Raw genomic sequence first — 23,980 nt, forward strand, 5'->3', positions numbered from 1 at the left:
CCGTACCGGCTCCGCCTTGCGTCATCCGCTCCCATCTGCTAACGCCGCGCCCATCCCACACGCGGAGCCGGCCCCATGCCTGAATGGGGCGTTTCCGGTGGCCGGCCGATTGGCCAGCTACTCCTCCGCGGCGGTATCAACCGGAGAGACCAAAAATCATGGCCGTCGATTTCTCTATGCGCCAGCTCCTCGAGGCCGGCGCCCATTTCGGGCACCAGTCGCACCGCTGGAACCCGAAGATGCAGCCCTACATCTTCGGCACCCGCAACAACATCCACATCATCGACCTCGCCCAGACGGTACCGGCGCTCCACGCCGCGCTCCAGGCTGTGAGCGACACGGTCGCCCGCGGCGGTCGCGTGCTGTTCGTCGGCACCAAGCGCCAAGCGGCGGATTCCATCGCCGAGGCGGCCAAGCGCTCGGCCCAGTACTACGTCAACTCCCGCTGGCTCGGCGGCATGCTGACCAACTGGAAGACCATCTCCGGCTCGATCCAGCGCCTGCGCAAGGTCGATGAGACGCTCGAAGGCGGGGCCGTCGGCCTCACCAAGAAGGAGCGCCTCATGCTGACGCGTGAGAAGGACAAGCTCGAGAAGGCGCTCGGCGGCATCAAGGACATGGGCGGCGTGCCCGACCTGCTGTTCGTGATCGACACCAACAAGGAGCAGCTCGCGATCAAGGAGGCCCAGCGCCTCGGCATCCCGGTCGCTGCCATCGTCGACACGAACTGCAACCCGGACGGCATCTCCTACATCGTCCCGGCCAACGACGATGCCGGCCGCGCCATCGCGCTGTACTGCGACCTCATCGCCCGCGCGGCGATCGAGGGCATCGGCCGCGGCCAGGGCGCGCTCGGCCTCGACGTCGGCGCCTCCGAGGAGCCGACCGCCGAGGAACTGCCGCCGGCCAACGACGACGTCGCGGTGTCCGTGGCCTCCGACGCGATCGCCCCGGCCGACGTCGCCGCGCTCGCCGAGTCGACCGAGCACTTCGAGCAGCTCGCCGCCCCGCGCGGTGCGCCCGACGACCTGACCAAGCTCAACGGTGTCGGCCCGCAGCTCGTGCAGAAGCTCAACGACGCTGGCGTGTGGCACTACTGGCAGATCGCCGCCATGCAGCCCGAGGACGTGGCCAAGCTCGACGCCGACCTGAAGCTCAACGGCCGCTTCGCCCGCGACGGCTGGGTCGAGCAGTCCCGCGCCTTCGTCGAGGCTTCCGCGGCCTAAGTCCCGCGTTCGCCGCCGGGCTTTTCGCCCGGCGGCTCGATCGTCATCTTCCTGCAAAGCCCGGTGCTTTCAAAGAGCGCCGGGCTCATTCACTTGAAGACTCGCTCTTCAAGTCCCGCTCTTCAAGACCTCGAGAGGATCGCCATGGCCAACATCACCGCCGCACTCGTGAAAGAGCTTCGCGAAAAGACCGGCGCCGGCATGATGGATTGCAAGGGCGCGCTCAACGAGACCAACGGCGACCTCGAAGCGGCGGTCGATTGGCTGCGCAAGAAGGGTCTCGCCAAGGCCGCCAAGAAGGCCGGCCGCGTCGCCGCCGAGGGCCTCGTGGCCGTCGAGTCCGCCGGCCGCCACGCCGCGGTGGTCGAAGTGAATTCCGAGACCGACTTCGTCGCCCGCAACGACGGCTTCCAGGCCTTCGCCCGCGAGGCTGCCAAGCTCGCGCTGAACACCGACGGCACCCTGGAGGGTCTCCAGGCCGCGACCTTCCCCGGCTCGTCCGAGACGGTCCAGGAGAAGCTCTCGAACCTGATCGCCACGATCGGCGAGAACATGACCCTGCGCCGCGTCGCCAAGCTCGAAGTGAGCAAGGGCGTGATCGCCTCCTACGTCCACGGCCAGATCAACGAAGGCCTTGGCAAGATCGGCGTGCTCGTCGCGCTCGAATCCGAGGGTGACGTCGAGTTCCTCTCCACGCTCGGTCGCCAGATCGCCATGCACGTCGCCGCCACCAACCCGACCGCGCTCGATGCCTCGGGCGTCGATCAGGCCGTGGTCGAGCGCGAGAGCAACATCCTGCGCGAGAAGAACGCCGGCAAGCCGGACCACGTGATGGCCAAGATCGTCGAGAGCGGCCTGAAGAGCTACTACAAGGAGGTCACCCTCCTGGAGCAGCCCTTCGTCCATGACGGCTCCAAGACCGTCTCGCAGATCCTCAAAGAGGCCGCGGGCAAGGCCGGCGGCGAGGTCGCGATCAAGGGCTTCGTCCGCTACGCGCTGGGCGAGGGCATCGAGAAGGAAGAAGGGCCGGACTTCGCCGCCGAAGTCGCGAGCATGTCGCGCTAAAAGTCCGGGCGAGGACGTTTGAGAGCCTGACTCGGCTCCGGTCGTCACCGATCCTCACAGATCGTCATCCAGGGGCGGCGGCAGCGATGCCGTCGCCCCTCGACGTTCGGCCCCCCGTCTTGTTAGAAGCCGCGGCGCCCAGAACCCGAGACGACGAGGATCTTCGATGTCGGAGACGACAAGCTACCGCCGCGTCCTCGTCAAACTCTCCGGGGAGGCCCTGGCCGCCCCCGACGGTTTCTGGCTGCATCCGCCGATGCTGGCGGCCCTGGCCGAGGACATCGCGGCCACGATCTCCCGCGGCATCCAGATCGCGGTGGTGGTCGGCGGCGGCAATCTGATCCGTGGGGCGCGCATCTCCCAGGCCGGCTGGATCGACCGCGCGACGGGCGATTCCCTCGGCATGATGGCGACGGTGATGAATTCGCTCGCCATCGAGACCGCGCTCAATGCCGCGGGCGTCCAGGCTCGCACGATGTCGGCGGTATCCATGCCGACCATCTGCGAGACCTATGCCCGCCAGCCGGCGCTGCACCACCTCGACAAGGGTCAGGTCGTGGTGCTCGCGGGCGGCACCGGCAACCCGTATTTCACCACCGACACAGCGGCGGTCCTGCGCGCGGCGGAGCTACGCTGCGATGCCGTGCTGAAGGCGACGCAGGTGGACGGCGTCTACTCGGCCGATCCGAAGCGCGATCCGGAGGCGATCCGCTACGACCGCATCACCCACGACGAGGCCATCGCCCGCGATCTCAAGGTGATGGACACCGCCGCCTTCGCCCTGGCGCGGGAGAGCCGCCTCACCATCGTGGTGGGCTCGGTGCACGCCCCGAGTTCGATCAATGCGATCCTGACGGGCGCTTCGGTCTCGACCCGCGTGGTGCCGTAGGCGGCGGCGCTTTCCGCTGAGGATCCCCTCGCCCCGCTTGGGGGGAGAGGGGGAAGTCGGTGTCGGGCCGGCAGGTAAGCCTGCGGCCCGCTTCTGTCGTCAAAAACGAATCAGCCGACCTTCTGGGCCTTGGCGCGCTCGATGCCTTCGAGGATCAGGCGATGGGCTTCCGCCTTGTCGCCCCAACGCACGACCTTCACCCACTTGCCGGGCTCCAGATCCTTGTAGTGCTCGAAGAAGTGCTGGATCTGGCTGACCGTGATATCGGGCAGGTCGGTGTAGTTCTCGACGCGGTTGTAGCGCTGGGTCAGCTTGCGCGAGGGCACGGCGATGATCTTCTCGTCTTCGCCGCCGTCATCCTCCATCACCAGAACGCCGACGGGGCGTACGCTGATGACCGCGCCCGGGATGATCGCGCGGGTGTTGGCCACCAGCACGTCGCAGGGATCGCCGTCACCGGAGAGGGTGTGCGGGATGAAGCCGTAATTGCCCGGATAGAACATCGGCGTGTAGAGGAACCGGTCGACGACGAGCGTGCCGGCGTCCTTGTCCATCTCGTACTTGATCGGCTCGCCGCCGAGCGGCACTTCGACGATCACGTTGACGTCGTCCGGCGGATTCTTGCCGATCGAGATGGCGTTGATGTCCATGGGCCTGTGCTCTCTGAAATCCGGCCGTCGGACGCTTCGCCCTGTCCGGCGGGTGTCTCGTGCGGGGGCGGCTTACGACGCCGCACCCATCGATCGATGTCTTAGATTGTGCGGGCGGGAAATGAAATCGTCCCTCTGGCCAAGTTGCGTCTCCTCCGCCATCGCGTGACGGAAAATGCGGGTTTGCCCCGTCCGGCCCCGATTCCGGCCTTGAGCAGAGGCCCGCTCCGGAGCTCCCACCACCATCCGGGACGATGCTTTGCTCCCGGCGCGATCAGGTGAAGAGGTAGCCGACCTTCGGAAGGCAGAAGCCGGAGATGCGCTCAACCGATTCCGCACCGGCCACGCCGCCGAGGCCCTCGTAGAAGCCGCAGGCGCGGGCGTTGTCGGCGAGCGCCCAGACCCCGATGCGGGTGAGCCCGCGGTCGATCAGGTCGTTGCGCACCGCCCGGAACAGGCGCGTGCCGAGCCCGAGCCCCTGGAATTCCGGGGCGATGTAGAGTTCGTCGATCTCTCCGTCCGCCCGCATGGCCCGGTCCCGCGCCCGGCCGTAGGTGGCGTAGCCTGCGATCCGCTCGCCGAAGGTGATGACGGCGAATCCGCGCCCGCCACCGATCATCTCGCGCCAGGTTTCCGGCCCACGCCGGGCCAGGAAGCGCTCCAGGGCGACCCCTGGAATCACGCCCTGATAGGCCTCGCGCCACGCATCGTCGAAGACCGCCGAGAGGCTGGCGGCGTCCGCGGCGCGGGCACGGCGGATGCTCACCGTGGTCGTCGTCATGGTGTGGTCCGATTACGAGCCGATGCCGCATGATGACGGCAAAGCGAGCGGTTCGGCAACGGCCTGAAACGGGGTGCGTTGTCGCCCGAATCGCGGGCTGTTAGAGGAACGCTCCGACACGCCTCTCGTAGCAATCCGTGTTCAACCGCTTCCTTCCTCCCGAGACCCGCTACGCGCGGCGCATGGCCCGCATCGCGAAGTTCGAGCGGCCGATCGACGGCTCTGTCTCCCGGGCGAAGGCCTGGGCGAACATGCTGCTGGTCGATCACGGAATCTTCCGTCTCGCCTATCTCAACCGGCACCGGATCGGCACCGGGCTGGTCTGGCGTTCGGCCCAGCCGACGCCGCACCAGCTCGCGTGGTTCAAGCGCCAGGGCGTGCGCACGATCGTGTCGCTGCGCGGCGGGCGTGAGCATGGCTCCTGGCCCCTCCAGCGCGAGGCCTGCGAGCGGCAGGGGCTGAACCTCGTCGAGTTCGTGCTGCGCTCGCGCGAGGCGCCCTCCCGCGAGACCCTGCTGGCGGCGCGCGACTTCTTCGCCGGCCTCGAATACCCCGCGGTGATGCACTGCAAGTCGGGGGCGGACCGGGCCGGGCTTGCCGCGACCCTGTTCCTGATCCTGCACGAAGGCCGGCCGGTGCGGGAGGCCTTGCGCCAGCTCTCGCCGCGCTACGGCCATTTCCGCTTTGCCAAGACCGGCATTCTCGACGCGTTCTTCGCGACCTATCTCCGCGAGGGCGAGGCGCGGGGCCAGAGCTTTCTGGACTGGGTCGAGCACAGCTACGATCCGCAGGCGATCACCCAAAACTTCCGTGCCGGTTTCTGGTCCGACGTCGTCGTCGACCGCCTGCTGCGGCGCGAGTAGGCGCCGCCTTGGCTCTCAGGCTGTCGCGGCTGCTCGGGGCCGTGTCTCCCCCCTGGGCCGGACGGCGCGGGTCGGACGAGGCCGGTCTGAGCGGTCCCCGGATCGCGGTGATCGGCAATTGCCAGGCGAAGGGCGTGGCGGAGGCCGTGCGCATCCTCGCGCCGGGCGCGCGGGTGCAGCTGATCCCGATGAGCACGTTGGGCAAGCGCAAGCGCAGCCTCGATGCCTTCGCCGCCACGCTCGGCGATTGCGACCACGTCTTCTCCCAACCCTTCCCGACGGGGTTCTTCCCGGAGGGCGGCTCGGAGGCGCTGCGCGAACGGCTGCCGCGGATGCGCCTCTTCCCCTCAATCGTCTTCACGGCGTTCCACCCGGACGCGGTCTATGTCGGCGACCTCACCTCGGTGGCGCGGGTGATGTTGGTGCCGTCACCGCTCGGCAGCTACCACTCGGCGATCACCCTGTTCGGATTCCGCCAGGGGCTCTCACCGGAGCGGATCGTCGGCCTGTTCCGTGAGGAGGTGTTTTCGCGCCTCGGCTATCTCGACGCCTGGGGGCTGGCCGCTGCGGACCTGATCGCGTCGAGCCGGGCGATCGGCTTCGACCTCTCGGGCGATCTGCTGCGCTGGTCGCGGGGCGGCCTGTTCATGCACAACATCAACCATCCGCGCCTGAGCGTGCTGGGCGACATCGCCGGGCGGCTGCTGCGCGAAGCCGGGCTCACGCCGCGGCCGGTCGCGGTCGAGGCCTACGCGCCGGATGAGCTCTTGGACGACGCGATCTGGCCGGTCTATCCGCCGGTGGCGATGCTCTACGGCGTGCCGGGCTCCACGATCTTCAAGCGCCGCCAGCGCCGGGGCGCGCCGCCCGAAACGCTCGGTCTCGACGCCTTCGTCGCGGAAAGCTTCGCGATCTATCGCGGGCAGCCACGCGAGACCCTGACCTGCCACCGGATCGAGCACTGGGCGGCGTCACCCGAGATCCGCAGGCTGTTCGCGGCTTGAGCCGTAACCGGTTCCCAAAGGGCAAGCCCTTTGGCGGGTCTCAGGGCAGAGCCCTGAACCTCACCCCTCAGCCTCGTCCTTGCCCGAGCGTTCGGCGAGGCGGGCCAGCGTCGTCATCTCGCGGAACCACGTCCGCACGGGCTTGGCCGGCGTGCCGCCCCAGCGCGAGCCCGGCGGCACGTCGCGGTTGACGTTGGAGGAGCCGGCGATCTGCGAGCCCATGCCGATGCGCAGGTGGCCGACGACCCCGACCTGGCCGCCGAGCACCACGTAATCCTCCAGCGTGGTCGAGCCGGAAATGCCGACGCCGGAGACGATCACGCAGTGGCGGCCGATCACTACGTTGTGGGCGATCTGCACGAGGTTATCGATCTTGGTGCCCTCACCGACGACCGTATCGCGGGAGGCGCCCCGGTCGATGGTGGTGTTGGCGCCGATCTCGACATCGTCCTGGATGATGACGCGGCCGACCTGCGGCACCTTGATGTGGCCGCCCGCGCCCATGGCGAAGCCGAACCCGTCCTGGCCGATCCGGGCGCCGGGATGGACGATGACGCGGTTGCCGACCAGCGCATGGGTCAGAGTCGCCCCCGCGCCGATGGAGCAGTCGCGGCCGATCCGGACATTGGGGCCGATCACCGCGTTAGGGCCGAGCACCGTGCCCGCGCCGATCTCGGCGCCGGGGCCGACGACGGCGCCGGGATCGATGCGCACGCCGTCCTCCAGCCGCGCCTGCGGGTGGACGTGGGCGCCGGGGGACACGCCGGCGGCGGCAAACAGCGAGCCCGGCCGCATCGCCTCCTCGTAGAGGCGCGCCAGCAGCCCGGCATAGGCGCGGTAGGGATCGCGGGTGACGAGGGCGATGGTGCCGACCGGCACGCGGGGGGCAAAGCGCGGCGAGACGAGGCAGGCCAGCGCCTGCGTCGTGGCCAGTGCGTCGCCGTAGCGGGCATTGTCCATATAGGCGAGTTCGCTCGGTCCCGCGGTTTCGAGCGGCGCGGCGCCGGTCACCGGCTGCGCCGGGTCGGCGCCGTCGGGGAGCGGAACGCCGCAGGCCTCGGCGACGCTGCCGAGGGTCAAGCCGCCTTTCGGCGCGATGAAGACGGGATCTGACATGAGGTTCGACGCCGGCAGGGGAGGGAGCTGGGCGCCGCTATAGCGCTCTTCGTCGGAAGGGGCATCCGCCAGTAGGGGAGCGGACGGACCACCAAAAGCAAAAGAGCCGTGCCTGACCGGGATACGGTCAGGCACGGCTCTTTCAAGCCAATGCTTCGAGGATCAGAAGCGCGAGCCGCCGGAGAAGCGGAACGCCTGGAGCTGGTCCTTGCCGACCTTGCCCAGAGCCGTCTGAACACCCTCGTCCTTCGACAGTGCGTAGGCGTAGTCGAAGCGGATCGGGCCGAGCGGCGAGTTCCACAGGATCGAGGCACCGACCGACGAACGGATCGTCGCCTTGTCGCGGACGTTCACGCATTCGGGCTCGACCGTGATCGCGCCGGCACCGAAGTTCGTGTAGTTGCAGCCCGATCCCGGCGCGAAGCCGTTGATGAAGCCGTCGCGGTTCACGTCGAAGTTGCGGCGGCCGTCATAGCCGAACAGCGTACCGGCATCGGCGAACAGCGCGCCCTTCAGGCCGAGATCCCGCGGCAGACCCCAGATCGGGAACTGAACTTCGACGGTGGCGCCGAAGTAGGTCGTGCCGCCGATGGCGTTGGAGCGGGCGTCGGCGATGCCGATGTCGCGCGGGCCGAGGCCGTTCGGGGCGAAGCCGCGGACCAGCGACGGGCCGAGGAAGAACTGGTCGGTGATGCGCAGCGGCTGATCGTCGAGGTTCGAGACGTGGCCGCCCTGGAGACGCACGAAGCCGACCACGTCCTCCCACAGTTCCTTGTAGTAGCGGGCATCACCCGTCACGCGGAAGAACTTGGAGTCGCCGCCGATGCCGGCCACATCCGGCTTCAACTCGCCGTAGAAGCCGTTCGTGGGCCGCTGAAGGTTATCCAGCGTCGAGTAGGCCAGGGTGACGCCCGCGAGCGAGGTCAGCACGTTGCCCTGCTGGCCCTTGAGCGCGATCGAGGCCTCGCCGTCGAAGGCGCAGTTCGGATAGGCCGGGAGGCCACCAACGTCACGACCGCTCGACGGATCGATCGTGCCGGCCGGGTTGATGGCCGTGTAGCCGGGGATCGCCACCGAGCAGTCGTTGTAGGGCCGCTTGATGGTGTTCGGCACCCGCAGCTCGGTGTTGTAGACCGAGTAGCGGAAGGTGACGCCGAATTCCTCGGTGATCGGCAGGCCGAGGCGGAGCTGACCGCCATAGACGGTCGTCTCGTAGCGCGACCAACGGGTCAGGTCGGAGTACTTGTAGAAGGCGTCGAAGCCGGCCGCGAGGCGGTAGCCGAGGAAGTACGGCTCGGTGAAGGAGAAATCGATGCCGCGGGCGTACTGGCCGCCCTGCACTGCGAGGCGCACGTACTGGCCGCGGCCGAGGAAGTTCGACTCGGAGACCGAGACTTCGCCGATGATGCCGTCCTGGGTGGAGTAGCCGCCGGCCACCGAGAACGAACCCGTGGGCTGATCCTCAACGTCGATGTTCACGACCACCCGGTCCGGGGCGGAGCCCGGCTCGTTGGAGAAGCGCACCTTCTTGAAGAAGCCCAGGCCGTTCAGCCGGCGCTCGGCGCGATCGACCAGCACGCGGTTGTAGGCATCGCCCTCGGTCAGATCGAGCTCGCGGCGGATGACGTAGTCGCGGGTCCGGGTGTTGCCGCGGATGTTGATGCGCTCGACGTAGACGCGCGGTCCGTCCTCGACCACGAAGCCGAGGGCGACCTGGTGGGTGGCGCGGTCGCGCTGACCGGTGGGACGCACCTGGGCGAAGGGGTAGCCCTGGCGGTTGACCTCGTTGGTGACGCCGACGAGCGTCTTCTCGACGTCCTCGGCGTTGTAGACGTCGCCGACCTGGGCGCGGATCTGCCCGTCGAGCGCCTCGCGGTCGATGCCGGCGATGCGCGGGTCCACGGCCACTGCGCCGACGGTGTATTGCTCACCTTCCTCGACGGTGACGTTGATGACCCAGCCGGCATCGTCGCCGGTCTCGACGTAGCGGGCATCGGCGTTGACGACGCGGAAGTCGGCATAGCCGTTCTTCAGGTAGTACCGGCGCACGATGTCGAGGTCGGCGGAGATACGGTCGGGATCGTAGACGTCGGAGGTCTTGATGAACGAGAGGAAGTTCATCTCCGAGGAGGACATCAGACCCTTGAGGGTCGATTCCGAATAGGCTTGGTTGCCGATGAAGTGGATCTCGCGGATGCCGGTCTTATCGCCCTCGTCGATGGCGTAGATGACGTCGGAACGTCCGCTGGGCAGGTCGACGAGGCGGTAGCTGACCTTGGCGGTGCCGCGGCCGGAGCGCTTGTAGACGTCGCGGATGCGCTCGACGTCGGCGGCGATCACCGCCGGGCTCAGGGCGCCGCGGTCCTTGGTCTCGACGACGCTCTCGAGCGTCGCCTTCTCGACCTTCTTGTTGCCCTCGAAGAAGACACGGCCGACGACGCTGTTCTCACGCACGCGCACCACGGTGGTGCCGCCGCGGCCGGAGACCTGCACGTCGGAGAAGAGGCCGGTGGCCAGAAGGTTGCGCCGCGCCTCCTCGGGAGACCCGGTGGCGGTGCCGGTGACGTAGGAGCGGATCGTCTCAGAATCGACCCGGCGGTTGCCTTCGACGACGATCTGCTGCGCCTGCGCGGCCGCGCCGCCGAGGATCACGGTGGCGGCGGTGGCGACCAGAACGATGGCACGCTCCGCCGACTTTCGCCGGCGCTTTCCCGTCATCGACATCATGTAATCGCCCGTCTCTTTTTGTCTCAGCACGGGTTCGCACCCGCAGGCAGCCGCCCTTAAGGCTCACCGCCCTCTGGTCCCGGCCACGCTTGTATCGGGATTCCCCCACGAAGCAAACGCGGCGGCCGTCCGACATACCGGGATTTTGAGGGGTCGTGGCCTTCGCGCCACTTAACGACGAAGCACCTTTTCACGTGATCTCAGATTAGCGTGAATAGGGCGTAAATATGATCGTGAGCACGACTTTCCGGTTCGCGTTCTGATCGTAGTAAGGCGGCATTCACCGCAAAAGCGAACGGCCCGGCGGGGTCGCCGGGCCGTCGATACAGGGTCGGGAAGGGGTAGGGAAGAGCGCTCGGATCAGGTGCCGCGCTGGCTCAGCGAGGCGCCGAGATTGAGGATGTCGTTCCAGGCGGCGAACAGCATCAGCATCAGCACGAAGGCCAGCCCGATGCGGAAGCCGATCTCCTGCGCCCGCTCGCTCAAGGGGCGGCCGCGCACCGCCTCGAAGGCGTAGAACATCAGGTGTCCGCCATCGAGGAGCGGGATCGGGAACAGGTTGAGCAGCCCGATCGAGACCGACAGGAGCGCCACCAGCCCGATCAGTCCGCCGACGCCGCCGACGCGCGCCACCTCACCCGAGACCCGGGCGATGCCGATCGGGCCGGAGAGCTGATCGGCGGATTCACGCCCGGTGACGAGCTTGCCGATGTAGTCGAAGGTCCGCTCCACCACGAAGGCGGTCTCATGGACGCCGAGCTTCAGCGACTCGAACGGGCCGTAATGCACCAGCTTGGCCGCGCCGGCATTCGGCCCGTTGATGCCGAGCCGTCCGAAGCGGTGGCGACCGAAGGGCGTGCGCTCCTCGATCATGTCCGGCACGGCGGTCAGGGTCTGGACCTGCCCGCCGCGATCGACGGTCACCGCCAGCGAGGAGCCGGCCGCGGCCGAGACGACGCGCTGCATATCGTTGAAGGTGTTGACCGTCTGGCCGTCGATCGTGCGGATCACGTCGCCGGGCTGGAAGCCCGCCCGCGCGGCGGCGCTGTTCGGCTGCACCGCCTCGACGCGCGCCGGCGTCTCGTAGCGGCCGCTGACATAGATCGCGCCCGCGAAGACGGCGATGGCCAGGATGAAGTTGGCGATGGGGCCGGCGGCGACGATGGCTGCGCGCTTGGCCACGGGCTGGGTCGGGAAGCTCACCGCCCGCTCGTGCGGGCTCATGCGGGCGACCGCCTCCGGGTCGGGCACGCTGGCGCCGTTGGCATCGCCCACGAACTTCACGTAGCCGCCGAGCGGGATCGCCGAGAGCTTCCAGCGGGTGCCCCGCCGGTCGTTGAAGCCGATGATCTCCGGGCCGAAGCCGATGGAGAAGGCGGTGACGCCGACGCCGCACCAGCGCCCGACCAGGAAATGGCCCATTTCGTGCACGAACACGACGATCGTCAGCACGATCAGGAACGGGATCACCGCGCCGAAGAAGCCGGCGGCGTTGCCGCCCATGCCGCTTAAGAATTCCATGGCCGTTATCCTTCAGGCCGCGACCCACGTATGGGATCCGTGCACGTCATGCGCGAATCCCAGTCTCAACCGTCCGCCCTGACAGGGCGAGCCCATGGCCGGCAAGTCGCGGATCGTCGCATGCCTCACGTTCGAGCGCGAGATCTATTCGCGCGCTCAACCCCTTGGGCCGGGCTCTCCATCCCCGACAACACTTCGTAAAGGTTAATTCTCAGCCTAGCCCGCGGCGCGGGCGGCGGGCACCGCCTCGAGGCTCCAGGCGCGCACCCGCGCGTCGATGGCCAGCGCCTCTTCCACGTCCTCCGGCGCATGGCGGAACTCGGCGGCGAAGTGCTCGACCGCCCGCTCCACCAGTTCGGCGATGCCATAGAAGGGAATCGCGCCACGGATGAAGGCGGCGACCGCGATCTCGTTGGCAGCGTTCATGACGGTCGGCGCCGCGCCGCCCTCGGCGAGCGCCGCGCGGGCGACGCGCAGGCAGGGGAAGCGGGCCTCGTCGGCCGGCTCGAAGGTGAGACTGCCGGTGACAGCCAGATCGAGCGGCCGCCCGCGGGCGATCTCCAAACGGTCGCCGAGGCCGAGGCAGTGGGCGATCGGCACGCGCATGTCGGGCATGGCGAGTCCCGCCGTCACCGCGCCGTCGCGCCACGCGATCAGCCCGTGCACGATCGATTGCGGGTGGACGATCACGTCGAGCCGTTCGGCCTCGATGCCGAAGAGGTGGTGGGCCTCGATCAGCTCCAGCCCCTTGTTCATCAGGGAGGCGGAATCGATGTTGATCTTCATGCCCATCGACCAGGTCGGGTGGGCGGCGGCCTCGGCCGGGGTCGCGGCGGCGATGCGCTCGCGGGTCCAGGTGCGGAACGGGCCGCCCGACGCGGTCAGCGTCATCTTGGCGATGTCGGACACACGGCCGTCGCCCATGGCCTGGGCGAGTGCGTTGTGCTCGGAATCCACCGGCAGGATGCGGGCGCCGTAACGCTTGGCGTCGCGCATGAAGGCGTCGCCCGCGCAGACGAGGCTCTCCTTGTTGGCGAGCGCGATGGTGCGCCCGAGCCGGAGCGCGGCATGGGTGGGTTTCAGGCCCGCCGCGCCGCTCACCGCCGCGACGACGATGTCGGCCTCGCGGGTGACCGCCTCCAGCACCGCATTCTCGCCGGCCCCGTTCGGGATGCCGGAGCCCGCAAGCGCCTCGGCCAAAGCCGGGCCCGCGCTCTCATCGGCGAGCGCGGCGAAATCCGGCCGCATCTCCAGGGCGAGCTTGGCCAGGGCCACGGCGTCCTTGCCGCCGACGAGGGCGCCGACGCGGAAGCGGCCCGCATGCTGGGCGAGGAGGTCCGTGGTCGAGCGGCCGATCGAGCCGGTGGCGCCGAGGACGGTGACGGTGAGGGTCACGGGATCAGTTCCGTTCAGGCATTCAGGAGCCGCAGGGCGGCAAGGCACAGGCCGGCGAGCCCGGCCACGGCGAAGAAGCCGTCGAGCCGGTCCATGACGCCGCCATGGCCGGGGATCGAGCGGCCCGAATCCTTGACGCCGTAGCGCCGCTTGAGGGCGGACTCAACGAGGTCGCCCCCCTGCGACAGGATCGAGGCGAGGCCGCTCAGTGCCGCGACCAAGGGGAGCGAGACGGCGGGCAGCGCGTCCCAACCCTGGCTGCGGGCGATGAGCACGGTGACGGTTCCGCCGACGATTCCCGCGGCGAGGCCGCCGAGCGCGCCGGACCACGTCTTCTTCGGGCTCACTCGCGGCATCAGCTTGGGCCCGCCGATGAGGCGGCCGGTGAAGTAGGCGACGCTGTCGGTGGACCAGACCACCGCAAACATCCAGGCCGGCCCGACGATGCCGATCTCGGGGTCGATCCGCAGCAGCGTCGGCACCAGGGCGACCACGGCGCCGCCGAGCAGGCCCCAGATCGGCTTGCGCCGGCCGGGGCCGTGCCCGAGGGCGAAGAGACCGAGGCTGCCGGCGAGCAGAAGGAGAACCGGCACCCAGACGGGGGCGCCGAGCAGTACTGTGGCGAGCACGCCGAACAGCGTAGCGCCGGTCAGCCCGAGCAGCGGCAGCAGCGGCTCGGAGCGGGTCATGGCGAGCCATTCGGCGGCGCCGACGACGCTCGCGATCAGCCAGATGCCGGCAAAGGCCCAGCCGCCGATGAGGAGCGTGCCGAGCACGACGGCGCCGAGCACCAGCGCCGAGGCGACTCGCAGGCCGAATTCGCGATTGGCGAAGGGCGCGCGCCGGGCCGGGGAAACCACTTCGTCGCCCGCCATCAGCCGGCTCCGGCGCTGAGGCCGCCGAAGCGGCGGTCGCGGCGGTGGTACTCGCTGACGGCGGCGAGGAACGCGGCGTGGTCGAAATCCGGCCAGAAGCCCGGCTCGATCACGTACTCGGCGTAAGCCGTCTGCCATGTCAGGAAGTTCGAGAGGCGCTGCTCGCCCGAGGTGCGGATCACGAGGTCCGGGTCGGGAATGCCGGCGGTGTCGAGCGCCTCGGTGATGGTCGGCAGCTCAATCTCGTCGACCCGCAGCCGCCCCTCGGCGACGGAGGCTGCGATGCGCCGCACCGCGCGCAGGATTTCCTGGCGCCCGCCGTAATTGAAGGCGACGACCAGAGTCAGGCCGGTATTGGCGCGGGTGCGCGCCTCGGCCTCGTCGAGCAGGCTCGCGATGTCCGCCGAGAGGTCGGCACGGTCGCCGATCACCCGAATGCGGACGTTGTTGGCGTGGAGGTCGGCGAGATCACCGCGGACGAACAGCTTGAGCAGGCCCATCAGCTCGGAAACCTCCGAGGGGGGCGGCGCCAGTTCTCGGAGGAGAAGCTGTAGATCGTGAGATAGTCGATGCCCAGGGTGATGGCGGAGCGCACGGCGCGGCGGACGGCCTCGACACCGCGCCGATGCCCCTCGAAACGGGGCAGGCCCCGGCTTGCCGCCCAGCGGCCGTTGCCGTCCATGATGATGGCGACGTGGCGCGGCGCTGGCTGTCCGGCGCCTCCGGGGGCGGCGCCTGCCGCCTCACCGATCTGCCGCGCGCCTTCCGAGCGAACCAACGCAGCCTCCTCCTCTCGCCGCCGCGGTTCGGCGCGGCCCCACCCGTCTCCGTTCCGTGCAGGCCGGGTGTCAGACCTGCATGATTTCCTTTTCCTTGCTCGCCAGCACGCCGTCGATCTCGTTGATCGCGTCGTCGGTGGCCTTCTGCACCTCGGCAGCCTGACGCTTCTCATCGTCCTGGCTGATGGCACCGTCCTTCTCGAGCTTCTTGAGGATGTCGAGCCCGTCGCGGCGCACGTGGCGCACGGCGACGCGGGCCTCCTCCGTGTACTTGTGCGCGACCTTGACCATCTCCTTGCGGCGCTGCTCGTTCATCTCTGGGATGCGCAGGCGGATGGTCTGGCCTTCCGTCATCGGGTTGAGGCCGAGATCGGATTCGCGGATCGCCTTCTCGACGTTGGTGACCATCGAGCGGTCCCAGACCGAGATCGAAAGAAGCCGCGGCTCCGGCACGCTGACGGTCGCGACCTGGGCCATCGGCATCGAGGAGCCGTAGGCCTCGACCTGGATCGGATCGAGCAGGCTCGGCGTCGCGCGGCCCGTGCGCAGCGATCCCAGATCCTTGCTCAGAGAACTGACGGCACCCTGCATGCGGCGCTTGATGTCGCCCAGGTCGAATTCCGGTGTGGCCATAGGTTCAAAGTCCCGATGCGTTCGGGTGGCAGATCGGCGCGCGGACGCGCCCGGCGCGCGGTGCCGCTACATGAACGAAAAACCGGGTGGCCGCAAATGCGGTTGTGTCCGTGCTGGGCTCGGGCGCCGCAGGCGTGCGGCGGCGTATCCTTTAACGGTGCAGCTTAGCCAGATCTGCCTTGCCGGAGAGCAACCTGCCTATGCATGTTGCAAATCCGGTGGCGATCCGTCAGCTTGTATGTGGTATACCAGATCCGCAAGCTGACAGGTGGAGCACCTGCCTTCGGAACTGGCAGCGCCGACACCGGTCGAGACACGAGGAACGCGCGAGGATGCCCAACCCCGGTGGCCCGGAACAACGCGCTCAACGATCGCACGGCTTCCGCCTGTTCAGGCCGATTCTGGCCGGCGCGACCCTGCGTGAGCGCCTGATCGCGTGCCTGGGTGCTCTTGCGGGCATCACGCTCACCGGCCTGGTCTGCGGCTGGTTCTTCGGAGAAGGCCCCCACATCCCGCTGATCGTGGCGCCGATGGGGGCGTCGGCGGTGCTGATCTTCGCCGTGCCCGCCAGTCCGCTCGCCCAGCCCTGGTCGGTCATCGGCGGCAACACCATCTCCGCGTTCATGGGCGTGCTCGCCGCGCACCTCATTCCCGATCCCGTCATTGCGATCGGCGTCGGCGTCTCCCTTGCGATCGCAGCGATGTCGCTGACCCGGTGTCTTCACCCGCCGGGCGGGGCCGCCGCCTTGACCGCACTCATCGGCGGCCCAGCCGTCACGTCGGCGGGCTTCCTGTTCCCGCTTTTCCCGGTCGGCCTGAACTCGGTCATTCTCGTTGCGCTCGGCATCGGCTTCCACAAGCTCTCGCGCCGCAACTACCCGCACGTCGCGGTCGCGACGCCGGTGAACACCCACGGGACGGGGGATTTGCCGGCCCCGCTCCGGGTCGGCTTCCGGACTGAAGATGTCGATGCGGCCCTGGTCGCGCTCGACGAGACGCTGGACATCGACCGCGCCGATCTCGACCGGCTTCTCCGGCAGGTCGAACTCCACGCACTCGTGCGCGCACGGGGGGATCTGACCTGCGGTGAAGTGATGTCACGGGACGTCGTCACCATCGGGCTCGATGGCAGCGCCGAACGGGCACGGGAGCTTCTGCTCGTCCACAACATCAGGACGCTTCCCGTCATCGACCGGGCCGGCCGGCTCGCCGGCACGATCGGTCTGCGCGAGCTGACGCTGCACGGCGAGGTGGCGCTGGCGCAGGTGATGTCCGAGGCCAGGACGACCGGGCCGGACGACCCGGTGATCGCGCTGGTGAACGATCTGACGGACGGTCACACCCATGCGGTCGTCGTCACCGCCGACGACCGGCGCGTGCTGGGGATCATCACCCAGACCGATCTGCTCGCGACCCTGACGCGCCTGCTCTCCGCCAAGGCGTTCGCGCTGCCCGATCCGGTCTCACCCTAGGGGCCGCTGCGGCCCGAGGGCACGCCCTTATCGACCCGTCGAAACGCTCACCTCCGCGACCGCTCGGCCGCCGGAGCACCATCGTCTGCGACGCCCCGCCGGAAGTTGGCCCGGTTGTTGCCAGAACTCACTCTTTCCTGGCGCTGCCACGTCCGCAGGATTGAGCCGATGCAAGACGGTCCGCTTCTTCAGATGCTGTACGCGGCCCTCATGGCCTCGAGCATGATGCTGACATGGCAATTCTCCCGCCTGCGTAAGCCGTAGCCGGCCAGAAGCCGTCCCGGCGCCTGCTTCACAGGGCTTCACCCCGCAGCAGGCGCGGGGTCCCGCCCCGCAGCGCCGATGCCTGGCCGATGAAGAAGCGCTTCAGGCCCGGCATTCGATCGACGAGGCCGAGGCCGAAATCGCGGGTGAGCCGCAGCGCCATGCTGTCGTTCGAGAACAGGCGGTTGAGCCCATCCGTCGCCGCCGCCATCGCGACGGAATCGAAGCGGCGCGCCTGCTCGTAATCGCGCAAAACCGCATCCGCGCCGGGATCGAGCCCGAGCCGCAGGGCGCCGGTCACCGCCTCGGCCAGGGCCGCGGCTCCAGCGAGGCCGAGATTGAGCCCCTGGCCCGCCAGCGGATGGATGACGTGGGCGGCGTCCCCCAGCAGCGCGAGGCGGGGCGCCCGGAAGCTGCGGGCGAGGCCGAGATGCAGCGGATGGGCGCTCGGCCCATGCTCCAGGGCGATGCGCCCGAGTTCGGCCCCGAACCGGCGCTCGATCTCGGCCAGCGTTTCGGCGGCATCCCCGCCGAGCAGGGCCGGCACGTCGGCGCTGCGTTCGGTCCAGACGATGGAGGAGCGGTGGCCGAGTGCGCCGCCCGCCCTCAGTGGCAGGATCGCGAAGGGCCCGCTCGGCAGGAAATGCTCGAAGGCCCGGCCCTCATGGTCGCGGGCATGCTGAATCGTCGCGACGATCCCCGATTGCGGATAGGACCAGCCAACCCAGCCGATGCCGGCGGCCTCGCGCAGGGCCGAGCGCGCCCCGTCGGCGGCGACCACGAGCGCGACCTCCTCGCTGGTGCCGTCGCTCAGGGTCACCCGGGACGCGCGCGGGCCCGGCACGGCGGCGGTGACACCCGCGGCGGCGAGGTGGACGCCCGTTTCCCGCGCGGCGTCGAGCAGCACGGCGACCATCGGTTCGGCCTCGACCATGTCTGCGAAGGGCTCGCCCGCGTCGCGCGCCTCCGTCCCGTCGCCGAAGGTGAGGAAGACCGGCCGCACCGGATCACCGACCCGGCTGTCGCTGATGACCAGCCGGCGCATCGGCTCCGCCGCCGGTTCGATCCGCAACCAGAGCCCGAGCTGCTCGAACATCCGCCGCGGCCCGGCCGCCACGGCGTAGGCGCGCCCGCGATGGCGCGCCGCGCCGGCCTCCAAACCTGGATCGCAGACCGTCACGTCGAGCGCCGCCCCGTGCGCCTGCTTCAGGGCGACCGCCAGGGTCAGGCCCGGAATGCCGGCCCCGGCGACGAGCAAGCCGCGGCTGCCGGCGCGGCGATCCCGAGGGGGACGATTCGTTGCGCTCATCACGTGACCCTTATGGGCGTCTCTCTTCCGCCCCGTCCGGAGCGGGAGAGGCGGTGGAACCGGTGATATCGCGCCCGGCGCCCGTCCGCATCCCGCGCGAGCAATCGGCGGCTGCGGGACAACGCCGCCGGATTGTCACGCCGCCTCCGGTCGGCGGCGACAGCCGTGACCGATCGCCGGGCCATCCGCAATATCCCCCGATCTCCGCTCCTGCGCCTTGAGAAGGTTCGACTGGATGGTCTTCCCGGATGGTCGAGTTTGTCCGGAACAACCTTGTCGATGGTTTTGCCGCTTGCGTCCGTTTGACAGAACAAACCCAGTGATCGGCGGACGGTCTTTCCCCGCTCTATTGGAGATTGTCAGATGGAGGCGCCTGCCGCATCGTCTGCCCGATGCGCCCACCTGTTCCGCTCTCCGCCGTCCGCACGTTCGAGGCCGCCGCGCGCCGCCGTTCGTTCAAGGACGCGGCGAGCGAGCTCAATCTCACCGCGAGTGCCGTCAGCCACGCGGTGCGCAAGCTGGAGCAGGCCCTCGGCGTGGCGTTGTTCGAGCGCGACAGCCACGGCATCGCCCTGACGGCGGCCGGCGAGGCCCTTCTCGACCATGTCAGTCGCGCCTTCGAAGAGATGAACCGGGGCTTCGACCTCGTCGCGACGCGGGCCCCGCAATTGCTGCGCCTGCACTGCGCCCCGAGTTTCGCTGCGCAGTGGCTGACTCCGCGCTTGGCCCGCTTCATGGCCAGCCATCCCGATTTCGAGGTGCGGCTCGCCGCCGGCATGGATTACGCCCGCTTCATCACCGACGAGTTCGACGCCGACATCGTCTACGGTCCGCCGCGCGGCGAGGGGCTCATCGTCATGCCGCTCGGCCAGGAAACGGTGACACCACTCTGCACGCCCGAGCGCGCCCGCAGGATACGCGAGGCCGCCGACCTTCCCGGCCAGCCGCTGATCCAGAGCGACAACAAGCTCGTGCGCTGGCCGCTCTGGTTCGAGCGCAACGGCTTGCGCGCCCCACCCTCCGCCGGCCTTCGCTTCGACCGCAGCTTCCTCGCCATCACGGCGGCGGCCGACGATCTCGGCATCGCCCTGGAATCCACACTTCTGGCCGAACGGGAATTGGCGAGCGGGCGCCTCGTCGCGCCGCTCGCCGAGCGGGCCTCCAACGTCGAATATACCGGTCATTACCTCGTCTTCCCGGCCCTGACCCGGCGCCGAACCCCGCTCTGCGTGTTTGCACGCTGGCTCGCCGCGGAACTGCGTGTGGCGTTGCCCCCGGAGCTGCCCCCGGAGACGCCGCAACCCGTGCGGGCGCAGCAGCCGGCACCGGCAAGGTGAGCGAAATTCATCTGGGGCTGAAAACTTCGCGTTTGCTGCATTATGGGGCCATGCATCATCGTGCTCATCAATGAGATGAGAGGAAACGAACTGCAGCCGAGCCCGGCATCGCCGCTGTAGTGCGGCCGAGCGCGCGGGCAACTTGTCGAGGCCCAGCGGTCGGGCCCGGCAAATCGGCGGATCTCCCATCTCCAAACAAGCTGAGCGCCGGAGCGGAAGCACCGCCGCCGCGCAGGGAGAGCGACATGCTTCTGAAGGACAAAGTCTGTGTAATCACCGGCGCGGCCTCCGCGCGCGGCATCGGCAAGGCCACGGCACGCCTGTTCGCGGCACAGGGCGGGCGGGTGGTCATCCTCGATCTCGACGCCGGCCAGGCCGAGGCGGCGGCGCGCGAGATCGGTCCGGGGCATTTCGGCCTCGCCTGTGATGTCGCCAACCGGGCGGCCTGCCAGGCGGCCGCCGACGAGGTGATCGCCCAGGCCGGACAAATCGATGTCCTCGTGAACAATGCCGGCATCTCGCAGCCCCTGAAGCTGATGGAGATCGAGGCGGCGAATTACGATGCCGTCACCGACGTCAACCTGCGCGGCACCCTCTACATGAGCCAGGCGGTGATCCCCGCCATGCGCCGCCAGCGCACCGGCGCGATCGTCTGCATGTCCTCGGTCTCGGCCCAGCGCGGCGGCGGCATCTTCGGCGGTCCGCATTATAGCGCCGCCAAGGCGGGCGTGCTCGGCCTCGCCAAGGCGATGGCGCGCGAACTCGGCTCCGACGGCATCCGGGTGAATTCGGTGACGCCCGGCCTGATCCAGACCGACATTACCGCCGGCAAGCTCACCGACGCGATGCGCGCCGAGATCGTCAGCGGCATCCCCCTCGGCCGCCTCGGCGTCGCCGACGACGTCGCCAATGTCTGCCTGTTCCTCGCCAGCGACCTGTCCGCCTACCTCACCGGCGCGGTGATCGACGTCAACGGCGGCATGCTGATCCATTGATCGGAAGGAACACAGCCATGGAGCACTCCCCCGAAATCCACCCCCGCGAAGGCTCGAACGTCTCGCTCGACGACCGCGCCTACCGCATCCGCCGCCACGCCCTGCTGATGGGCGAGGTCCAGGGCCAGGGCTACATCGCCCAGGCGCTCGGCATCAGCGACGTGCTGGCGGTCAGCTACTTCCACGCCATGACCTACCGGCCCGACGATCCGGAATGGGAGGGCCGGGACCGCTTCCTGCTCTCGATCGGCCACTACGCCATCGCCCTCTATGCCGCGCTGATCGAGGCCGGCATTATCCCGGAGGACGAACTCGGGACCTACGGTTCCGACGACAGCCGCCTGCCGATGTCCGGTATGGCCGCCTACACGCCCGGCATGGAGATCACCGGCGGCTCCCTCGGCCACGGGCTCGGCATCGCCGTCGGGATGGCGCTCGGCCTCAAGCGCAAGGCCTCGGCCGCCTTCGTCTACAACCTGTTCTCCGACGGCGAACTCGACGAGGGCTCGACCTGGGAGGCGGCGATGTCGGCGGCGAGCTTCGGGCTCGACAACCTGATCGGCATCGTCGACGTCAACGGCATGCAGGCCGACGGGCCGTCCCGTGGTGTCCTGAACTTCGAGCCGCTCGCGCCGAAATTCGAGGCCTTCGGCTGGTTCGTCCAGCGGGTGGACGGCAACGACATCGACGCCCTGGTGAAGGCCTTCGACGCCGCCCGGTCCCATCCGGAGCGCTGCCCGCGCATCATCATCTGCGACACCAAGATGGCCAAGGGCGTGCCCTTCCTCGAGGCGCGCGAGCGCAATCACTTCCTGCGGGTCGAGGCGGACGAATGGCGCGAGGCCCTGGCGGTTCTGGACGAAGGGAGGCTCCCATGAGGCGTTCGAAGTACGAGAAGCCGGCGCCGCGCGCGGCGGGCGGGGCCAAGACCTCGGCGATGATCGCCTCGCTGGCCGCGCCCGGCCAGCGGACCAAGCCGGCGCCGTTCGGGAACGCCCTCGTCGAACTGGCCAAGACACGCCCCGACCTCGTCGGCCTGTCGGCGGATCTCGCCAAGTACACCGACCTGCACATCTTCGCTCAGGCCTATCCCGAGCGGTTCTACCAGATGGGGATGGCCGAGCAGCTCCTGATGAGCGCGGCGGCGGGGCTCGCCCGCGAGGGCTTCACGCCCATCGCCACCACCTACGCCGTGTTCGCGGCGCGGCGGGCCTACGACTTCATCTGCCTCGCGATCGCCGAGGAGAACCTCAACGTCAAGATCGCCTGCGCCCTGCCGGGCCTGACCACGGGCTACGGCCCGAGCCACCAGGCCACCGAGGATCTGGCGATCTTCCGCGGCATGCCGAACCTGACCATCCTCGACCCCTGCGACGCGCACGAGCTGGAGCAGGTGGTGCCGGCGATGGTGGAGCATCAGGGCCCGGTCTACCTGCGGCTCATGCGCGGCAACGTTCCCCTCGTCCTCGACGAGTACGGCTACACGTTCGAGTGGGGTAAGGCGAAGACCATCCGCGACGGGCGCGACGTGCTCATCATCTCCTCCGGGCTGATGACCATGCGGGCGCTCGAAGTCGCGCAGGCCCTGGGTGACGATCGCGTGGATGTCGCGGTCCTGCACGTGCCGACCATCAAGCCCCTCGACGAGGAGACGATCCTGCGCGAGGTCGGCCGCGGCGGGCGGCTCGTGGTGGTGGCCGAGAACCACTCGGTGATCGGCGGCCTCGGCGAGGCGGTGGCGGGTCTGCTTCTGCGCACCGGCACGGTGCCGCCGGGCTACCGCCAGATCGGCCTGCCCGACGAGTTCCTCGACGCGGGCGCCCTTCCGACGCTGCACGACCGCTACGGCATTTCCAGCCAGGCGATGGCCCGCAGCATCCGCAGCTGGCTCTGAGGCGAGTGCGGGCGGCGCCGGACGACCGGCGCCGCCTCCCGAGACGCCTGCCCCACCTCGCGCCCGAGCGGTGCGGAGCATCCGGCACGACCGGATGACGATCCCAAAGACCGCGAACGGCGGGGATCGGGCGGCGGGCCGCGACCATCCAGGGAGTGAAACATGCCAGAGGCTTCTCTCAGCCGTCGGCGCCTCGTCGCGGGCGCGGCCGCCCTTCCCCTGTTCGGCATCCTGACGCGGCGCGCCGCGGCGGCCGAGTTCGTCTACAAGCTGGCGACCGGGCAGGATCCGAACCATCCCGTCAACATCCGCGCGCAGCAGGCGATCGACCGGATCCGCGAGGCGAGCGGCGGACGCCTGGAGATCCGGCTGTTCCCGGCCAACCAGCTCGGGGCCGACACCGACCTGCTCGCCCAGGTGCGCAGCGGCGCCGTCGAGTTCCTGAACCTGTCTGCCTCGGTCCTGGCGACCTTCCTGCCGGTGGCCAGCCTGACCAATCTCGGCTTCGTCTTCAAGGATTACGACAGCGTCTGGGCCGCCACCGACGGTCCGCTCGGCGCCTATGTCCGTGAGCAGATCGGGCGCACGCCGATCCTCACCGTGTCGAAGGCCTGGGACAACGGCTTCCGTCACGTTACCTCCTCGACGCAGGAGATCCGCACGCCGGACGACATCCGCGGCTTCAAGATCCGCGTGCCGCAGGCGCCGATGCAGACCTCGCTGTTCCGGGCCCTGGAGGCGGGCGCGACGCCGATCAACTTCAATGAGCTGTACTCGGCCCTGCAGACCAAGGTGGTCGAGGGCCAGGAGAACCCGCTCCCGATCACCGCGACGACGCGGATCTACGAGGTCCAGAAGAGCTGCAGCCTGACCGGCCACATCTGGGACGCCTACTGGATCCTCGGCAATCGCCGCGCCTGGGCCCGCCTGCCCGAGGATTTGCGGGTGATCGTCGGGCGCGAACTCGACCGCTCCGCCGACGACGAGCGCGCCGACAGCGTGGCGCTCAACGCGAACCTGCGCACCACGCTCGCGGCCAAGGGCCTGACCTTCGTCGACGTCGATCGGGACGCGTTCCGCGACGCTCTGGTCCGGACCAGCTTCTACCGGGACTGGAAAGCCAAGCTCGGGCCGACGGCCTGGGACCATCTCGAGAGCGTCACCGGAAAGCTCGTGTGAGGAAGG

Annotated in this window: 20 protein-coding genes and 1 pseudogene; 11 read left to right on the plus strand and 10 right to left on the minus strand. The window is 69.1% G+C overall.

Annotated elements, in window-relative coordinates; all coding sequences use genetic code 11:
- The first annotated feature begins 158 nt into the window (after positions 1-158).
- The 3 genes from OVA30_RS06645 (at position 159) to pyrH (ending at position 3,180) form a co-directional block, all read left to right on the plus strand.
- Positions 159-1,226, plus strand: coding sequence for a 30S ribosomal protein S2 (locus tag OVA30_RS06645; protein ID WP_003598033.1), 1,068 nt, complete (start codon positions 159-161; stop codon positions 1,224-1,226).
- A 144-nt stretch (positions 1,227-1,370) separates the two neighbouring features.
- A complete protein-coding gene (gene tsf / locus OVA30_RS06650; RefSeq protein WP_003598034.1) occupies positions 1,371-2,291 on the plus strand; it encodes a translation elongation factor Ts in 921 nt (306 codons plus the stop codon).
- A 166-nt stretch (positions 2,292-2,457) separates the two neighbouring features.
- Positions 2,458-3,180 (plus strand): UMP kinase, encoded by a 723-nt coding sequence (pyrH, locus tag OVA30_RS06655; protein WP_003598035.1) that lies wholly within the window; start codon positions 2,458-2,460, stop codon positions 3,178-3,180.
- Between the two features lie 110 nt (positions 3,181-3,290).
- On the opposite strand, the gene ppa is transcribed toward pyrH, so the two are convergent.
- Together ppa and OVA30_RS06665 are read right to left on the minus strand one after the other, a co-directional pair.
- A complete protein-coding gene (gene ppa / locus OVA30_RS06660; RefSeq protein WP_003598036.1) occupies positions 3,291-3,830 on the minus strand; it encodes an inorganic diphosphatase in 540 nt (179 codons plus the stop codon).
- 274 nt (positions 3,831-4,104) lie between these two features.
- Positions 4,105-4,611 (minus strand): GNAT family N-acetyltransferase, encoded by a 507-nt coding sequence (locus OVA30_RS06665; protein WP_003598037.1) that lies wholly within the window; start codon positions 4,609-4,611, stop codon positions 4,105-4,107.
- Between the two features lie 137 nt (positions 4,612-4,748).
- On the opposite strand from OVA30_RS06665, the gene OVA30_RS06670 reads away from it, so the two are divergent.
- Together OVA30_RS06670 and OVA30_RS06675 are read left to right on the plus strand one after the other, a co-directional pair.
- Complete coding sequence (locus tag OVA30_RS06670) at positions 4,749-5,474, plus strand: fused DSP-PTPase phosphatase/NAD kinase-like protein (protein WP_003598038.1); 726 nt, start codon at positions 4,749-4,751, stop codon at positions 5,472-5,474.
- An 8-nt stretch (positions 5,475-5,482) separates the two neighbouring features.
- Positions 5,483-6,478, plus strand: a complete 996-nt coding sequence (locus OVA30_RS06675; protein ID WP_268174994.1) for a WcbI family polysaccharide biosynthesis putative acetyltransferase — start codon at positions 5,483-5,485, stop codon at positions 6,476-6,478.
- 60 nt (positions 6,479-6,538) lie between these two features.
- On the opposite strand, the gene lpxD is transcribed toward OVA30_RS06675, so the two are convergent.
- The 7 genes and pseudogenes from lpxD to frr form a co-directional block, all read right to left on the minus strand.
- Positions 6,539-7,594, minus strand: coding sequence for a UDP-3-O-(3-hydroxymyristoyl)glucosamine N-acyltransferase (lpxD, locus tag OVA30_RS06680; RefSeq protein ID WP_268174995.1), 1,056 nt, complete (start codon positions 7,592-7,594; stop codon positions 6,539-6,541).
- Positions 7,595-7,756: 162 nt separating this feature from the next.
- Positions 7,757-10,321 carry an outer membrane protein assembly factor BamA gene (gene bamA / locus OVA30_RS06685; protein WP_003598044.1) on the minus strand — a complete coding sequence of 855 codons (2,565 nt, stop codon included), beginning with the start codon at positions 10,319-10,321 and terminating at the stop codon, positions 7,757-7,759.
- A gap of 360 nt (positions 10,322-10,681) precedes the next feature.
- Entirely contained in the window at positions 10,682-11,842 is a 1,161-nt protein-coding gene (gene rseP, locus OVA30_RS06690) for an RIP metalloprotease RseP (protein ID WP_003598046.1), read from the minus strand.
- 216 nt (positions 11,843-12,058) lie between these two features.
- Entirely contained in the window at positions 12,059-13,237 is a 1,179-nt protein-coding gene (dxr, locus tag OVA30_RS06695) for a 1-deoxy-D-xylulose-5-phosphate reductoisomerase (protein ID WP_268174996.1), read from the minus strand.
- 14 nt (positions 13,238-13,251) lie between these two features.
- The gene (locus OVA30_RS06700; RefSeq protein ID WP_268174997.1) at positions 13,252-14,112 is read right to left on the minus strand and encodes a phosphatidate cytidylyltransferase; all 861 of its coding nucleotides are present in this window, start codon (positions 14,110-14,112) and stop codon (positions 13,252-13,254) included.
- A pseudogene (locus OVA30_RS06705) lies at positions 14,112-14,890 on the minus strand (isoprenyl transferase). Before OVA30_RS06705 ends, OVA30_RS06700 begins: the two are co-directional and overlap by 1 nt.
- A 70-nt stretch (positions 14,891-14,960) precedes the next feature.
- Positions 14,961-15,524: a ribosome recycling factor gene (frr, locus tag OVA30_RS06710; RefSeq protein WP_003598054.1), complete on the minus strand. Its 564-nt coding sequence runs from the start codon at positions 15,522-15,524 to the stop codon at positions 14,961-14,963.
- A gap of 332 nt (positions 15,525-15,856) precedes the next feature.
- Between frr and OVA30_RS06715 the strand changes: the two genes are divergently transcribed.
- Complete coding sequence (locus OVA30_RS06715; RefSeq protein WP_268177463.1) at positions 15,857-16,996, plus strand: HPP family protein; 1,140 nt, start codon at positions 15,857-15,859, stop codon at positions 16,994-16,996.
- A 292-nt stretch (positions 16,997-17,288) separates the two neighbouring features.
- Here OVA30_RS06715 and OVA30_RS06720 read toward each other — a convergent pair whose 3' ends face one another.
- Complete coding sequence (locus OVA30_RS06720) at positions 17,289-18,569, minus strand: FAD-dependent monooxygenase (protein ID WP_268174998.1); 1,281 nt, start codon at positions 18,567-18,569, stop codon at positions 17,289-17,291.
- 392 nt (positions 18,570-18,961) lie between these two features.
- Here OVA30_RS06720 and OVA30_RS06725 point away from each other — a divergent pair, with 392 nt between their 5' ends.
- From OVA30_RS06725 to OVA30_RS06745, 5 genes are all read left to right on the plus strand, one after another.
- Entirely contained in the window at positions 18,962-19,906 is a 945-nt protein-coding gene (locus OVA30_RS06725; protein ID WP_082290409.1) for a LysR substrate-binding domain-containing protein, read from the plus strand.
- A gap of 245 nt (positions 19,907-20,151) precedes the next feature.
- Positions 20,152-20,901, plus strand: coding sequence for an SDR family NAD(P)-dependent oxidoreductase (locus tag OVA30_RS06730; protein ID WP_253395612.1), 750 nt, complete (start codon positions 20,152-20,154; stop codon positions 20,899-20,901).
- A gap of 17 nt (positions 20,902-20,918) precedes the next feature.
- The gene (locus tag OVA30_RS06735) at positions 20,919-21,779 is read left to right on the plus strand and encodes a transketolase (protein WP_268174999.1); all 861 of its coding nucleotides are present in this window, start codon (positions 20,919-20,921) and stop codon (positions 21,777-21,779) included.
- Positions 21,776-22,795: a transketolase family protein gene (locus tag OVA30_RS06740; RefSeq protein WP_268175000.1), complete on the plus strand. Its 1,020-nt coding sequence runs from the start codon at positions 21,776-21,778 to the stop codon at positions 22,793-22,795. The genes OVA30_RS06735 and OVA30_RS06740 overlap by 4 nt, the downstream gene beginning before the upstream one ends.
- Positions 22,796-22,957: 162 nt before the next feature.
- Positions 22,958-23,974: a TRAP transporter substrate-binding protein gene (locus tag OVA30_RS06745; protein WP_265222241.1), complete on the plus strand. Its 1,017-nt coding sequence runs from the start codon at positions 22,958-22,960 to the stop codon at positions 23,972-23,974.
- Positions 23,975-23,980 lie beyond the last annotated feature (6 nt).

The sequence above is a fragment of the Methylorubrum sp. SL192 genome, from assembly GCF_026672325.1.
Classification (GTDB): domain Bacteria; phylum Pseudomonadota; class Alphaproteobacteria; order Rhizobiales; family Beijerinckiaceae; genus Methylobacterium; species Methylobacterium extorquens.

Coding starts and splice junctions, on each gene's coding strand:
- OVA30_RS06645 (WP_003598033.1), top strand. CDS start 159: ATGGCCGTCGATTTCTCTATGCGCCAGCTCCTCGAGGCCGGCGCCCAT.
- tsf (WP_003598034.1), top strand. CDS start 1,371: ATGGCCAACATCACCGCCGCACTCGTGAAAGAGCTTCGCGAAAAGACC.
- pyrH (WP_003598035.1), top strand. CDS start 2,458: ATGTCGGAGACGACAAGCTACCGCCGCGTCCTCGTCAAACTCTCCGGG.
- ppa (WP_003598036.1), bottom strand. CDS start 3,830: ATGGACATCAACGCCATCTCGATCGGCAAGAATCCGCCGGACGACGTC.
- OVA30_RS06665 (WP_003598037.1), bottom strand. CDS start 4,611: ATGACGACGACCACGGTGAGCATCCGCCGTGCCCGCGCCGCGGACGCC.
- lpxD (WP_268174995.1), bottom strand. CDS start 7,594: ATGTCAGATCCCGTCTTCATCGCGCCGAAAGGCGGCTTGACCCTCGGC.
- bamA (WP_003598044.1), bottom strand. CDS start 10,321: ATGATGTCGATGACGGGAAAGCGCCGGCGAAAGTCGGCGGAGCGTGCC.
- rseP (WP_003598046.1), bottom strand. CDS start 11,842: ATGGAATTCTTAAGCGGCATGGGCGGCAACGCCGCCGGCTTCTTCGGC.
- OVA30_RS06700 (WP_268174997.1), bottom strand. CDS start 14,112: ATGGCGGGCGACGAAGTGGTTTCCCCGGCCCGGCGCGCGCCCTTCGCC.
- frr (WP_003598054.1), bottom strand. CDS start 15,524: ATGGCCACACCGGAATTCGACCTGGGCGACATCAAGCGCCGCATGCAG.
- OVA30_RS06715 (WP_268177463.1), top strand. CDS start 15,857: ATGCCCAACCCCGGTGGCCCGGAACAACGCGCTCAACGATCGCACGGC.
- OVA30_RS06720 (WP_268174998.1), bottom strand. CDS start 18,569: ATGAGCGCAACGAATCGTCCCCCTCGGGATCGCCGCGCCGGCAGCCGC.
- OVA30_RS06725 (WP_082290409.1), top strand. CDS start 18,962: ATGCGCCCACCTGTTCCGCTCTCCGCCGTCCGCACGTTCGAGGCCGCC.
- OVA30_RS06730 (WP_253395612.1), top strand. CDS start 20,152: ATGCTTCTGAAGGACAAAGTCTGTGTAATCACCGGCGCGGCCTCCGCG.
- OVA30_RS06735 (WP_268174999.1), top strand. CDS start 20,919: ATGGAGCACTCCCCCGAAATCCACCCCCGCGAAGGCTCGAACGTCTCG.
- OVA30_RS06740 (WP_268175000.1), top strand. CDS start 21,776: ATGAGGCGTTCGAAGTACGAGAAGCCGGCGCCGCGCGCGGCGGGCGGG.
- OVA30_RS06745 (WP_265222241.1), top strand. CDS start 22,958: ATGCCAGAGGCTTCTCTCAGCCGTCGGCGCCTCGTCGCGGGCGCGGCC.